A 13,513-nucleotide genomic window follows, 5' to 3' on the forward strand; every position below is an offset into this window, starting at 1 on the left:
ATCCCCGCATGTATTTCGAAGACCTCAAAGGCAAACGCATCCTCATCACCGGATCCACCATGGGCATCGGCCTCGCCGCGGCACAGGCCTTCGCGCAACTCGGTGCAAAGGTCGGTCTCAATGGCCGGCGCAAGCCGGAAGGCCTCGACGCCACGCTCACCGGACTGCGTAGCCAGGGCGGCGAGGCCGAGTTCTTCCAGGCCGACATCGCCAGCACTGCCGACTGCGAACGCATGGTGGCCGAATTCGTCGCCCGCTTCGGCGGCATCGATGTGCTCATCAACAACGCCGGCGGCCTGGTAGGACGCAAGCCGCTGGACCAGATCGACGACGCCTTCTTTGCCGACGTCATCAACGTGAATGTGCGCTCCGCCATCATGACCACGCGCTTTGCGCTGCCGCACCTGAAGGCGGCGGCGCAGGCCAGCGGCAAGACTTCGTCGGTGATCCTCGTCGGCTCCATCGCCGGCCACACCGGCGGCGGCCCGGGTGCGTCGCTGTACGGCGCCACCAAGGCGGCCCTGCACAACGTGCAGAAGAACTGGGTGGACTATCACTCCGGCGACGGCATCCGCTTCAACACGGTGTCGCCGGGCACGGTGGACACCGCGTTCCATGCCGACAAGACGGCGGAAACCAAGGCACGCATCGCCGGCAACATCCCCCTTGGCCGCCTGGGTGTGGCGGAAGACATCGCACCGGCCTTCGTCTTCCTCGCGTCCCATGCTGCGAGCGGCTACATCACGGGGCAGATCCTGGATGTGAACGGCGGCCAGTTCATGCCCTGATCTTTTCCATGGTTCCGGTGTCGGAAAATGGAAAAGAAAAAGCCCGTCTCAGGACGGGCTTTCTTGTTGCACTCGCGCTTGTTCAGAAGCCGTAGCTGAAGAAGACGCCGACGTGGCTGCCGTCTGCCTTGCGGACATTGGACACGTTGAACGACGAGTTGCCGTAGCGCGCCGACTCCAGCTCGTATTCCTCGTTCACGTAGCGCAGGCTCACCCAGCCATTGCTGAACACCTGGTAGCCGGCTTCGACCACGAAGCCCGTCGTGTCCTTGTACTCCAGCTTCGTATCTGCGTAACCGTCCTGGCTGGCTTCGGCCTCGGGACTCAACACGTAGCGGACACCGGCACCGATCCGCCAGTCCTGGTGCGGCAAATAGAAGCCGATCACTTCCAGCGGGAAGCGGGTGAAACTGGAATCGCCGTTGCGGGCGATGGTGCCGTCCGAGTGCAGATTGATGGTCGCCTGCAGGGCCAGCGGCAACTTCGAAGGCTGCCACAGCACACCGCCGCCTATCTGCACCAGGCCGCCTGCCTTCGTATCGTAGGAGCGGCCGTTGGTGTAATTGGTCGTGATCAGCGTGTCGCCACCGAAGGTCAGGCCACCGGTCACGACGAAGCGAAGCGGCCGCTCCTGCGCCAATGCGACCTGCGTTACGGACAGCGCGCCAAGCAGCGCGGCACAGGCAATCTTCTTCATGGAACCCCCGTCAGTCTTTTGGCGGTCCGGACGGACGCGCCACCACGGCGTGGCGGCGGGAGTCTAGCGCAATACCGTCCGGGCTCAACTGACCGGTGGGCTGCACCGACTGGCGGCACAGCCCTTCAACGCGACGTTCAGGCGAGGTTCTTGGCGAAGAAATCCAGCGTGCGCTGCCATGCCAGTTTGGCGATGGTTTCGTTGTAACGCGCGGCGCTGGTGTCGTTGTTGAAGGCGTGGATGCCGCCTTCATAGATATAGGCCTCGTACTTCTTGTTGGCGGCCTTCAGCGCAGCCTCGTAGTCCGGCCAGGTCTTGTTCACGTTGGTGTCGGTACCGGCGTAGTGGAACAGCATCGGCGCCTTCAGATTGGGCACGTCGGCCAGGTTGGCCGGCGCCCCGCCGTAATACACCACGCCGGCGCCGAGATCGGCGCCCGAAATCGCCAGGCGGTTCGTCGTCGCCCCGCCCCAGCAGAAACCCACCGCGCCGACCTTTCCGGTGGAGCGTGCATGCGTCTTCAGGAACTGGATGGCGGCTTGCCCGTTGGCCGTCACCTGGGCCTGGTCCAGCTTGGCAATCATGTCGCGGGCACGGTCCTCGTCCGCCGGCGTGCCACCCAGCGGGCTGAGGTAGTCGATGGCCAGCGTGAGGTAACCGGCCAGCGCGATGCGGCGCGCCACATCCTCGATGTGCGGGTTGAGGCCGCGGTTCTCATGGATCACGATCACCGCCGGCAGCTTGCCGGTAGCCGCCTTGGGCGACACCAGGTAGCCGCGGACTTCACCCGTGGCGCCCTGGAAGCCGATGCGCTCGACTGCCACGCGCGGGTCGTCGCCCTTGACCAGCTGCGCCTGTGCCACGTTGTTCTCCAGCAGCGGCAGCACGGTGTAGGCGGCCGCGGTACTACCGGTAATCGCCGTCAGGCGCTTCATGAACACGCGGCGCTCCAGCGGCGCGTGAGTGTATTCGTCGTACAGTGCGATGACTTCCTGGCTGACCAGGGGTGTTGCAGACTTCTGGCTCATGGCTGGACTACCTCCGTCGATAGCGAACAGGAATATGCGAGGTCAATGACACGCGCGGGGTTTGGACGCCGCAGCGTAGAGCAAAGTTCTGAACGGCCGCCGCTACCATACGTACCTTTACACTTCTCCCGCGCCGTGCCCCATCGCCCCACCCCACTCATCCCCGCCCGCCTGGAACAGCGTGACAGCACGCCCTACTCGGCCACTTACGGCGACGTCTTCCACACCCGGGCCGGCGCCCTGGCGCAGGCAGAACACGTCTTCCTGCGGGGAAACGACCTGCCGGTACGCTGGCAGGGACAGCAACGCTTCTGCATCGTCGAGACCGGCTTCGGCCTGGGCCACAACTTCCTAGCGACCTGGGCGGCGTGGCGGGATGACCCACGGCGTTGCGAACGGCTGCACTTCGTTTCTGCCGAGAAGCACCCCTTCCCGGCCGATGACCTGGCGCAGGCCCATCACGACGCTGGCGTGCCGAAGGCGCTGAGCGACGCCCTGTGCGAACGCTGGCCGCTGCTGGTGCCCGGCTTCCATCGCATCGAACTGGAGGGCGGCCGCGTGGTGCTGAGCCTGCTGTTCGGCGACGCCGCCGAGACGCTCCCGGAACTGGTGGCACAGGCCGATGCCATCTACCTCGACGGCTTCGCCCCGGACCGCAACCCCGACATGTGGAGCCCCCCGGTTTTCGCCGCCCTTGCGGCAGCGGCACGACCCGGCTGCACGCTGGCCACCTGGTCGGTATCCGCGGCTGTGCGTCACGGCCTGGCCGAAGCGGGCTTCACGACTGAAAAGCGCCCCGGCTTCGGCGGCAAGCGCGACATGCTGACGGGCCAACGCGATGGAGTGGCGCCTGCTGCAGACGCGGCCGTCCGCCATGCGCTGATCATCGGTGCAGGCCTCGCCGGTTGCGGGCTGGCCGAACGGCTGGCCTTGCGCGGCTGGCAGGTCGACCTCGTGGATGCCGCCGACGCGCCTGCACAAGGCGCTTCCGGCAATATCGCCGGCGCCTTCCGCCCTGTTCCGAGCGTGGAAGACAAACCCCTGTCGCGCCTGACCCGGGCCGGCTTCAGCTTTGCGCTCGGACATTTCGCGCGCCTCGCCGATGCTGGCCACCCCATCCGCCGGGCCAGCTGCGGCGCCCTGCACCTGGCCCGGGACGAGCGTCAGGCAAGCAAGCAGCGCGAGGCCATCGCCGCGCTGGGGCTACCGCCGGAATTCGTCCGCTGGGTGAGCGCCGACGAAGCCGCCACGCTGTGCGGCCAGCCCTGCGCCTACGGTGGCTGGTGGTTTCCGCAAGGCGGCTGGGTGCAACCTGGCAGCTTGTGCACGGCCAGCCTCGCGGCCACCGGCGCACGCCTCAGCAGCCACTACGGCCGCAACGTGGCACGCATCCGCCATGCTGATGGCCTGTGGCAGGCGCTCGATGACGAAGGGAGAATCATCGCCAGTGCGCCGGTACTGATCCTTGCCAACGCGCACGACGCGCGTCGCCTGGGGGGATTCGCCCGCCTGCCGCTTCGTGCTGCCCGCGGCCAGGTCAGCCATCTGGCCGCGACGGCAGTCGCCTCGCTGCAGAGCGTCGTGTGCGGTCAAGGCTACGTGACACCTGCGGTCGATGGGCTGATACCCACCGGCGCCAGCTTCCTGGTCGATGACCTCGCCATGGAATTGCGCGAGGCGGAACACGCCGAGAACCTGGACAAGCTGCAGCGGATGCTGCCGGGCTATGCCCACGGTATTTCGCCATCCGGCCTCGCCGGCCGCGTCGGACTGCGCCCCGTCACCCTGGACAAGCTGCCGGTGGCAGGAGAAGCCGGCAGGCCCGGCCTGCACCTGCTCAACGGCTACGGCGCACGCGGGCTGGTGTGGGGCAGCCTGTGTGCCGAGCTGCTGGCCAGCCAGCTCCACGGCGAGCCCTTGCCGCTGGAGCGCGACCTGGTCGCGATGCTCTCACCGCTACGCTTCGACCTCGCCAACTCGGCGCCGGCCTGACGGGCAGACTGATATTCCTGCCCCTTTGGGCACGGCACTTCAGCCGCCTGTGCCCCCGTCGTAGACAGACATTCTGGCATTCCATGACAAAGGAATGACTGCGGCTCGGTCATGAATTCTCATGAATGCCTCCTCTGTCCCTGACAAGGAGCGCCAATGTTTTCCAACATGAAGATCGGGAGCCGGCTTGCCGCCGGCTTTGGTGCGGTCCTCGCACTGCTGGTCGTACTCATCGTCGCCGGCATCATGAGCATGGCAGCGATCGAATCCCGCCTGGAAGAGATCGTCACCGTCAACAACGAGAAGACGCGCCTGCTCAGCGAGATGTCTGAATCGGTCCACATCGTCGCGCGCGTGATGCGCACCATCGTGCTGCTCGACGAGAGCAACGCGCAGGTCACCGAGCACAAGAAGATCGACGAGGCGCGGGCGCGCTACAACTCGGCCCGCACGGCACTCGAACAGTTTCCGCCGCCCAGCGACAAGGCCAAGGCCATCCGCGCCCGCATCCACTCCAGCGAGGAAGAGGCACGGCCGCTCAACAACAAGGTGCTGGAGCTCGCCATGACCGGCAAGGACGCCGAGGCACGCAGGCTGCTCATCGACAGGGCGGCCCCTGCGTCGACGCGCTGGCAGGATGTCATCGACGAAAACACCGCCCTGCAGGAAGAGGCCACTCGCTCCGATCACGAATCCGCCCTGCAGCAATACCACTCCGCCCGGCGGTGGATGTTCTCGCTGGGTGCCGTCGCACTGCTGCTGGGCGCAGGCATTGCCTGGGCGCTGACCCGCAGCATCGTGCGGCCCTTGCGGGAAGCGGTAGATGTCGCAAACAGGCTGGGCCGCGGCGATCTCGGCATGCAGATCGAGAACACCACACGCGACGAAACCGGGCAGTTACTCGCCGCGATGCGCAACATGGTGACGCAATTGCGGCAGGTGATCGCCAGCCAGCAAAGCGTGGTGGAAGCGGCCAACCACGGCGACTTCAACAGCCGCGTCGATACGACCGGCCTGGAAGGTTTCCAGAAGGACATGGCGGATGGCCTCAACCGGCTGACCGCGACGACCGGCGCCAGCATCGCCGACGTACTGCGGGTCATGGAAGGCTTGTCCGACGGTGACCTCACCCAGCACATCGACAAGCAGTACGAGGGCGCCTTCGCCGACCTGAAGGAATACGTCAACGGCACGGTCAACAAACTGGCCCAGGTCGTCAGCGAAGTGAAGCGCGGCGCGGAGTCGATCACCGGCGCATCGGAGCAGATCAGCCTCACCTCGCAGTCGTTGTCGCAGGCGGCCAGTGAGCAGGCTGCCGGGGTCGAGCAGACCAGCGCCTCCATCGAGGAGATCACCGCTTCGATCACGCAGAACACCGAGAACGCCCGCACCACCAACGGCATGGCCACGGCGGCGGCCAGCGAGGCGACCGAAGGCGGCGAAGCGGTGCGCTCCACCGTCACCGCCATGAAGGAGATTGCCAACCGCATCGGCATCATCGACGACATTGCTTACCAGACCAACCTGCTGGCGCTGAACGCAGCCATCGAGGCCGCGCGTGCCGGCGAGCACGGCAAGGGCTTCGCCGTCGTCGCCGCCGAGGTGCGCAAGCTGGCGGAGCGCAGCCAGGTAGCCGCGCAGGAGATCATCACCGTGGCCGGCAACAGCGTGGAACTGGCTGAACGCGCCGGCCGCCTGCTGGAGCAGATGGTGCCCAGTATCCGCCGGACCTCGGACCTGGTGCAGGAGATCACCGCCGCTTCGTCGGAGCAGACCGCGGGCGTGCACCAGATCAACTCGGCGATCAGCCAGCTCAGCCAGACCACGCAGCTGAACGCCTCCAACTCCGAGGAGTTGGCGGCCACCGCCGAGGAAATGAATGGTCAGGCCGAAGAACTGCAGCAGATCATCGAGTTCTTTAAGCTGAACAACCCCGCCCTGGCTGCCGCGACCACCCGCAAGGGGAGCAAGCGTCGCAACGACCAGGCCGCCGTGCTGGATCCGGTCAACGAGGCCGCCTTCACGCAGTTCTGAACGGAAACGCCGCCGGGGCGGCGGCGCTCATGGCGTGCGAGCCCCGGCCCTCAGCGCAGGCAAACCTTGCGCACCTGGGCCATGTCGGTCAGCCCCTGCAGCACCTTCTCGATGCCATCCTGGCGCAGCGTGCGCATGCCGTCTTCCAGCGCCGTGACCAGCAGGTCGCTGACCAGCGCCCGGGTCTGGATCTTGCGCTTCGCGTCGTCGGTGCCGAGCATCAGTTCATGCAGGCCGACGCGACCGCGGTAACCCGTGTTGTTGCAGTCGGTACAGCCCACCGACCGGTACAGGCTCAGCCTGCCCTTGTCGTTGGCAAAGCGCGCCAGCCAGTCGTCCAGCACCTTCTCGCGCTCGGCCTCGGCGTTCGCCGCGAAGGCCGGAATCTTGCGCAGGTCCTCGCAGTATTCATCCAGCAAGGCATCGACGTCGGTGCCTTCGGGTTCATAGGCTTCGCGACAGGTCGGACACAGCCGCTTGGCAAGACGCTGCGCCAGGATGCCCAGCAATGCATCGGCGAAGTTGAACGGGTCCATGCCCATGTCCAGCAGGCGCACCACGGATTCCGGCGCGCTGTTGGTGTGCAGCGTGGACAGCACGAGGTGGCCGGTCAACGAGGCTTCGAGCCCGATCGATACGGTCTCAGCGTCGCGCATTTCACCCACCATGATGACGTCCGGGTCGGCCCGCAGGAAAGCACGCATCACCGTCGGGAAATCCAGCCCCGCCTTGCGGTTGATCTGCACCTGCCGCAGTCCGCGCTGGGTGATTTCCACCGGGTCCTCGGCTGTCCAGATCTTGGTGTCCGACGTGTTGATGTACTTCAGCACCGAGTGCAGCGTCGTGGTCTTGCCCGAGCCGGTCGGACCGCAGACGAAGAAAATGCCATACGGTTTGGTGACGGTCTCCTGCAGGCGCCTGAGGTTGTGCGGCGAGAGCGCCAGCTTGTCCAGCGGCAGGGGCTCGCCCTGCGCCAGCAAGCGCATCACCACGTCTTCCATGCCGCCGGCCGTGGGCACCGTGGCCACCCGCAACTCGATGTCGAGCGGGCCGTACTTGCGGAACTTGATCTTGCCGTCCTGCGGCTTGCGACGCTCGGCGATGTCGAGGTCGCACATGATTTTGATGCGCGCCACCAGCGGGCTGCGATAGCTGGCCGGCACCTCGATGTAGGGCACCAGCGAGCCGTCCTTGCGGAAGCGCACGATGGTCTTTTCCTTGCCCGGCCGCGGCTCGATGTGGATGTCGGACGCGCCCTGGCGGTGTGCGTCGACGATGATGCGGTTGACCAGCTTCACCAGCTCGTTGTCGGACGCGGCGGACAGTTCGTCACTCTGCGCCGGGTCCCGATCGTCGTCGCCGAGATCGGACAACAGGTCGCCCACCGCGATGTCATCCATCTGCAGGTCGAAGAACTGCGCGACAGTCTGCTCGAACTCGCGCTCGGTCGTCACCCGGTAAGACAGCTTGGCGTGATGGAAGACGTTCTGGGCGACACGGCTGCCGATCACCTGTTCCGGATCCGGCGACAGTACGACCAGCCCTTCCGGCCCGTCCTCCAGCGGCACCCAGCGGCTCTTCATGGCGTACTCGCGCTTGATGTTGCGCAGCAGGTCCATGGGCTTGATGCGTTCCGGCTTGAAAGGCTCGTAGCTGACGCCATAGAAGCGCGCCATGGACTCTCCGATGTCGGCAAGCCCCAGTTTGAAGTCCTCCATCAGCGCCTGCTCCACCGTGATGCCGCGCTGCCGTGCCGCCTCGCTCGACGTCTCCAGCTGGGCACGATTCAGGCGTCCGGACACCACCAGGTAGTCGTAGCGCGAGCGCAGCGGCTCTTCGGCACGCATGCGCTGGGCAAGCGCAATGGAGAGCGTCTGGGCGAGCCCCAGCGCGCCCTCTTCCTCGATCTGCGCGAACGGCTTGCCATGCACGGTATTGATGAGCTGCATGACGCCCAGCAGCTCATCGTCCTCCACGTTGAAAAGCGGCGCGACCAGCATCTGCTTGCTGCGGAAGCCGCTGCGCTCGTCCACCTCCTTGCGGAATTCCAGCCCGGGCGAGATGCGCTTGAGTTCGGCGTCGTCATACACGTCCTGCACGCTGAGCATCATGCGATGCATGGCGCAGTAGCCCGCGATGCTGCGGTCGGAAATCGGCAGGCGGATGCTCTTGGCGACGTGCAGGCCGGTCTTCACGCGGGAGCTGATCGTGCTCTTCGTCTCATCCACGGTGTAGATCGTCACCCGCTCGGCGCCGAACAGGCTGCACACCTCGGTGGACACCTCGAAGATGATCTCGTCGATGTTCTGCGTGGCGTGGATGCGCGCCGTGAGTGACTGCAGGCCCTTGAAGAAGGCGAGGCGTCGGGAGAGGTCTCCGCCGCCCTTGGCGGCCGGTGCTGCACTGGAAGTCGACATGGGCTACTCGCTTTGAGCGCAGACGGCGCTCTCGACAGGGGGTACGTCAGGGTACCGCGGCCGGCACAGGCCGCGATGACGGATCAGATCGGATCAAATACGGAAAACCTGGTCGTTCGCCAGAATCCGCGGCCGGAGGCGACCAGCGTAGGCCAGCACTTCCTCCGCAGTACGCTCCACGAAACCGGGCTTGAGGTGGGTGATGAACACCTCCGGATCACCGGTCAGCCGATCGAGGAGGCGATGCAGCATGCTGGGGCACAGGTGGCGTGCCGCCATCGCAAGGTCCTGCTGGGAATTGGAGAAAGCCGTCTCGATCAGCAGGTAGCGCAGGTCGTGGATGCGGTTCACCGCCTCGATCATGCTCTCCGAGATGGTCGTATCGCCCGAGAACACCAGGCTGCCGCCCTCGGACTGCAGCCAGTAACCGACCGCCGGCACCGAATGCAGCGCGGGGATCGCCGTGATGCGCCGCCCGCCCAGCTCCACCCCCTCGCCCACCCGCAGCGGTTGCATGCGCAGGTAAGGATTGACGCGATCCGGGATGGCGGTGAAGTCCGGCCAGATGAGCCAGTTGAAGATATGCGAGCGGATCAGCTTCAGCGTCGCATCGGTGGCGTAAAGGGTGATCGGCCGTTCGCGCAGGTCGCCCACGGTATCCACCAGCAAGGGCAGCAGCGCAATGTGGTCGAGGTGGGCATGGGTCAGGAAGATATGGTCGATGCCAACCAGTTCATCGACGCTGAGGATGCCCGCGCCAGTGCCGCAATCGATCAGGATGTCGCGGTCGACACGCAGCGAAGTCGTGCGCTGGTCCAGCCCACCGATGCCGCCGCTGCAACCCAGGACCTTCAGCTCCACCCGCTCTCCTCACCCGTCGACAATGACCGGGCCACACGCACCGGAAGCGCCCGCAATCAGGCGCCCATCATCCGCATTCTGGCAAGCCGCCTCTTGCGCCGCACGCCAAAAGCTTGTGCCGGCGTGACGTCACTCACGCTACCGGGCGCAGGTAGAACTCCATCTTCACGCCGGCAATCTCGATGACATCATGGTCGCTCAGCAAGTGCGCCTGGGCATCGAGCTGCTTGCCGTTGAGAATCGGAAAGCTGTCGCCTTCCACGTGGGTAATGAAATAGCCATGCGGGCGCCGCGTGATGACCGCCACCTGGAAGCCCGGCTTGCCCAGCGTCGTGAGCGATTTGGACAAGTCCAGTTCGCGGCCCGCGTTGCGACCCGACAGGATCTGCACCACCCCCACCGGTTCGCCGACGGCAGCCGTAGTTGCCGGCGCAGCCGGCTGCTCGCCCTGGGCCGCGCTCCAGCCACCGCTGCTGGTGGTGGAAGCTTCGGTCAGCGTGGTTTCCGGCTGGAAGCCGAGCATGGTGTCGGTATGGGTCTTGGCTGAAGCCCCCAGCTTTGCCGCTTCCGGGGCGGCGACGAAGGCCTTCTCGAACGTGCTGCCCGCCGAGAAGTCAGGCGCGTCCTTCAGGAACTTCAGGCGGTACTTGCCCAGCTCCACGACGTCGTTGTCCTTCAGCACGTGCTTCTTGATCGACTGGCCGTTGACGTAGGTGCCGTTGGTGGAATTCAGGTCTTCGAGAAAGGCGTCGTTCAGGATCGCCACGATGGCCGCGTGCTCGCCGCTGATCGCCAGATTGTCGATCTGGATGTCGTTGTGCGGCTTGCGACCGATGGAGGTGCGCTCCTTCGTCAGCGGAATTTCCTTGAGCACCAGTCCGTCCATGCTCAGTATCAGCTTTGCCATGTCTTTCCTCGAACCCCGCGTCGCCGTCCATGTCGATGGACTGCACGGAATATCAGTAGGGTAATGCCGCGCCGACGCCTGCGGCATGTGCACGCTGCAGGATTGCCGCCCCGAGCGCGATGTCCTGCAAGGCCATGCCTTGCGATTCGAACAAGGTGACCTGGTCCGCGGCCGTACGTCCGGGCCGGAAACCTGCCACCAGCTCTCCCAATTCAACCACGGCACCGGGCAACAGTCGCCCTTTCTCGATCAACGGCAACAGGTCGCCTGCCTCCGCAAACGCACTGCCACGACTGTCGGCGCAGACGACGTCTGCGCGCCGCACAGCCGCTTCATCCAGCTCACGGCGGATCAGCGAATTGGAACCCACCGCACTCAGGTGCATGCCCGGCATCAACCAGGCCCCTTCCAGCACGGGCCTGGGGGAAGTCGTGGCGGTCACGACGATATCCGCGCCCTCCACGGCCTCCTGCACCGACGTGGCCGGCTCCATCGGAACGCCGGTTTCCGCCGCCATCTCCGCACAGAATGCTTCCAGCTTATCGGATCGACGCGCGAAAACCTTGAAGGACGTGACTTCACATACTGCCGCCAGGGCCAGAACCTGGCCACGCGCCTGCCAGCCCGCACCGATCAGCGCCACCCGGCGCGCGTCCTGGCGAGCGAGATAGCGCGCCGCCACCCCACTGGCCGCGCCGGTACGCAGCATCCCCAGCCGGTCGGCCTCGATGACTGCCAGCGGCTCGCCGGTACTACTGTCGAACAGGTGGAGCCAGAACCGGGCGCCCTGGGCCGAACTGGTGTAGGCCTTGTAACCCATCACCCCGCGCGCCGGCCAGCCGGCCTGAAGGACATGCTGCATGGCGGAGCCAGTGCGTACCCGTTGGCGCGGGATGTCCATCGCCTCCCCGAGTGCCAGGGCGCGATGCGCGGCCTCGACCGCGTCCAGCGCCAGGCGGATGTCGGCCAGACGGCCGACATCCTGTTCGGTGAGGTAGAGCGCCATGCGCTCAGGACGAGGCGTTGTCGGCCGCGGCAGGTTTGCTGCGACCCGCCAGCGCCTTGCCGATGGCCAGCACCAGCAGCGCACCACCGATCTCGAAGGTGTACTTCGTCAGGTCGGTCTGCGGCACGTACGGAATGATCGCCGGGTCGGTGTAGGCCATGTGGCCGGCAATCCAGCCCAGCAGCATGCCGCCCAGGGTGATGATCACCGGGAAACGGTCCATCAGCTTGATGACCAGCTGGCTGCCCCACACGATGATGGGAATGCTGATAACCAGGCCGAAGATGACCAGCGCCACCTGATGGTCGCCACCGGCCTTTTCTGCGGCGCCGGCAATGGCGATGACGTTGTCCAGGCTCATCACGAAGTCGGCCACGATGATGGTCTTGACCGCGGCCCACAGGCGATCGCTGGCCTGGATGTTGGCGTGTTCATCGTCATGCGGCAGCAGCAGCTTGATGCCGATCCACACCAGCAGGATGGCGCCGACGATCTTGAGGAACGGGATTTCCAGCAGCTGCATCGCGAAGAAGATCAGCACCACGCGCAGGCCGATGGCGCCGGCGGTGCCCCAGATGATGCCCTGCATGCGCTGCTTGGCCGGCAGGCTGCGGCAGGCCAGTGCGATCACGACGGCATTGTCGCCGCCCAGCAGGATGTCGATCAGGATGATCTGGAATACGGCGGTAAGGAACTCGGGTGTCAGGAAATCCATGGCTGGCCTGGAGTAAGGAAGAAGACGAAAGACGCGATTATCGCATTTTGGTTCGCTGCAGACGCCCAGCGAAATCAAGTGGCGCCAAAACAGAACGACCCGGCAGACAACAAAAACCCGGCTGACGCCGGGCTTTTGTCGAAGCGCGTGCCGCTTACAGCACCGACTTCAGCAGCTTGCCCATCTCGGACGGGTTGCGGGTCACCTTGAAACCGCACTCTTCCATGATGGCCAGCTTGGCATCAGCCGTATCGGCACCGCCGGAGATCAGCGCACCGGCGTGGCCCATGCGCTTTCCGGGGGGCGCGGTCACGCCGGCGATGAAGCCGACCACCGGCTTCTTCATGTTGGCCTTGCACCACTGCGCCGCTTCGGCTTCGTCCGGACCGCCGATCTCGCCGATCATGATGACCGCATCGGTATCCGGATCGTCGTTGAAGGCACGCATGATGTCGATGTGCTTCAGGCCGTTGATGGGGTCGCCACCGATACCCACGGCGGACGACTGACCCAGACCGATTTCGGTCAGCTGCGCCACGGCTTCATAGGTCAGCGTGCCGGAACGCGACACGACGCCAATGCGGCCCTTGCGGTGGATGTGGCCCGGCATGATGCCGATCTTGATTTCGTCGGGCGTGATCAGGCCGGGGCAGTTCGGGCCCAGCAGCAGGGTCTTCTTGCCACCCTTGGCTTCCTTGGCCTTCATCTTGTTGCGCACTTCCAGCATGTCACGGACGGGGATGCCTTCGGTGATGCAGATCGCCAGGTCCAGGTCGGCCTCGACGGCTTCCCAGATGGCGGCGGCGGCACCTGCCGGCGGCACGTAGATGACCGACACGGTCGCGCCGGTGGCACCGGCGGCTTCCTTCACCGAACCGTAGATGGGAATGTTGAAGATGGACTCGCCGGCCTTCTTCGGGTTCACACCGGCCACGAAGCAGTTCTTGCCGTTGGCGTATTCCTGGCACTTTTCAGTGTGGAACTGACCGGTCTTGCCGGTGATGCCCTGGGTGATGACCTTGGTGTCTTTGTTGATGAGAATCGACATGTTTACTAGCTCCTCGCCTG

General features: G+C 65.4%; 11 protein-coding genes. 3 read left to right on the forward strand and 8 right to left on the reverse strand.

Features of this window, described 5'->3' with window-relative positions; genetic code table 11:
* Positions 1-8: 8 nt before the first annotated feature.
* Entirely contained in the window at positions 9-788 is a 780-nt protein-coding gene (locus VVD47_RS02690; protein WP_327601854.1) for an SDR family NAD(P)-dependent oxidoreductase, read from the forward strand.
* A gap of 82 nt (positions 789-870) precedes the next feature.
* On the opposite strand, the gene VVD47_RS02695 is transcribed toward VVD47_RS02690, so the two are convergent.
* Both VVD47_RS02695 and VVD47_RS02700 read right to left on the reverse strand, forming a co-directional pair.
* Positions 871-1,485, reverse strand: coding sequence for an outer membrane beta-barrel protein (locus VVD47_RS02695; protein WP_327601855.1), 615 nt, complete (start codon positions 1,483-1,485; stop codon positions 871-873).
* A 137-nt stretch (positions 1,486-1,622) separates the two neighbouring features.
* Entirely contained in the window at positions 1,623-2,513 is an 891-nt protein-coding gene (locus VVD47_RS02700) for a dienelactone hydrolase family protein (protein WP_327601856.1), read from the reverse strand.
* A gap of 135 nt (positions 2,514-2,648) precedes the next feature.
* Between VVD47_RS02700 and mnmC the strand changes: the two genes are divergently transcribed.
* Both mnmC and VVD47_RS02710 read left to right on the forward strand, forming a co-directional pair.
* Complete coding sequence (mnmC, locus tag VVD47_RS02705; protein ID WP_327601857.1) at positions 2,649-4,505, forward strand: bifunctional tRNA (5-methylaminomethyl-2-thiouridine)(34)-methyltransferase MnmD/FAD-dependent 5-carboxymethylaminomethyl-2-thiouridine(34) oxidoreductase MnmC; 1,857 nt, start codon at positions 2,649-2,651, stop codon at positions 4,503-4,505.
* 156 nt (positions 4,506-4,661) lie between these two features.
* Entirely contained in the window at positions 4,662-6,539 is a 1,878-nt protein-coding gene (locus tag VVD47_RS02710; protein WP_327601858.1) for a HAMP domain-containing methyl-accepting chemotaxis protein, read from the forward strand.
* A 50-nt stretch (positions 6,540-6,589) separates the two neighbouring features.
* Here the strand turns inward: VVD47_RS02710 and VVD47_RS02715 are convergent, their stop codons facing one another.
* The 6 genes from VVD47_RS02715 to sucD form a co-directional block, all read right to left on the reverse strand.
* Entirely contained in the window at positions 6,590-8,956 is a 2,367-nt protein-coding gene (locus VVD47_RS02715) for a GspE/PulE family protein (RefSeq protein WP_327601859.1), read from the reverse strand.
* A 93-nt stretch (positions 8,957-9,049) separates the two neighbouring features.
* A complete protein-coding gene (locus VVD47_RS02720; protein ID WP_327601860.1) occupies positions 9,050-9,817 on the reverse strand; it encodes a 3',5'-cyclic-nucleotide phosphodiesterase in 768 nt (255 codons plus the stop codon).
* A gap of 133 nt (positions 9,818-9,950) precedes the next feature.
* On the reverse strand, positions 9,951-10,724 hold the full coding sequence (locus tag VVD47_RS02725; RefSeq protein WP_327601861.1) for an FHA domain-containing protein: 774 nt from the start codon (positions 10,722-10,724) through the stop codon (positions 9,951-9,953).
* A gap of 52 nt (positions 10,725-10,776) precedes the next feature.
* On the reverse strand, positions 10,777-11,730 hold the full coding sequence (locus VVD47_RS02730) for an ornithine cyclodeaminase family protein (RefSeq protein ID WP_327601862.1): 954 nt from the start codon (positions 11,728-11,730) through the stop codon (positions 10,777-10,779).
* 4 nt (positions 11,731-11,734) lie between these two features.
* On the reverse strand, positions 11,735-12,445 hold the full coding sequence (locus VVD47_RS02735; protein WP_327601863.1) for a TerC family protein: 711 nt from the start codon (positions 12,443-12,445) through the stop codon (positions 11,735-11,737).
* Between the two features lie 154 nt (positions 12,446-12,599).
* Entirely contained in the window at positions 12,600-13,493 is an 894-nt protein-coding gene (gene sucD / locus VVD47_RS02740; protein ID WP_327601864.1) for a succinate--CoA ligase subunit alpha, read from the reverse strand.
* Positions 13,494-13,513: the final 20 nt, after the last annotated feature.

The organism is Uliginosibacterium sp. H1 (assembly GCF_036017065.1).
GTDB lineage: Bacteria > Pseudomonadota > Gammaproteobacteria > Burkholderiales > Rhodocyclaceae > Uliginosibacterium.

Coding starts and splice junctions, on each gene's coding strand:
- VVD47_RS02690 (WP_327601854.1), top strand. CDS start 9: ATGTATTTCGAAGACCTCAAAGGCAAACGCATCCTCATCACCGGATCC.
- VVD47_RS02695 (WP_327601855.1), bottom strand. CDS start 1,485: ATGAAGAAGATTGCCTGTGCCGCGCTGCTTGGCGCGCTGTCCGTAACG.
- VVD47_RS02700 (WP_327601856.1), bottom strand. CDS start 2,513: ATGAGCCAGAAGTCTGCAACACCCCTGGTCAGCCAGGAAGTCATCGCA.
- VVD47_RS02710 (WP_327601858.1), top strand. CDS start 4,662: ATGTTTTCCAACATGAAGATCGGGAGCCGGCTTGCCGCCGGCTTTGGT.
- VVD47_RS02715 (WP_327601859.1), bottom strand. CDS start 8,956: ATGTCGACTTCCAGTGCAGCACCGGCCGCCAAGGGCGGCGGAGACCTC.
- VVD47_RS02725 (WP_327601861.1), bottom strand. CDS start 10,724: ATGGCAAAGCTGATACTGAGCATGGACGGACTGGTGCTCAAGGAAATT.
- VVD47_RS02730 (WP_327601862.1), bottom strand. CDS start 11,730: ATGGCGCTCTACCTCACCGAACAGGATGTCGGCCGTCTGGCCGACATC.
- VVD47_RS02735 (WP_327601863.1), bottom strand. CDS start 12,445: ATGGATTTCCTGACACCCGAGTTCCTTACCGCCGTATTCCAGATCATC.
- sucD (WP_327601864.1), bottom strand. CDS start 13,493: ATGTCGATTCTCATCAACAAAGACACCAAGGTCATCACCCAGGGCATC.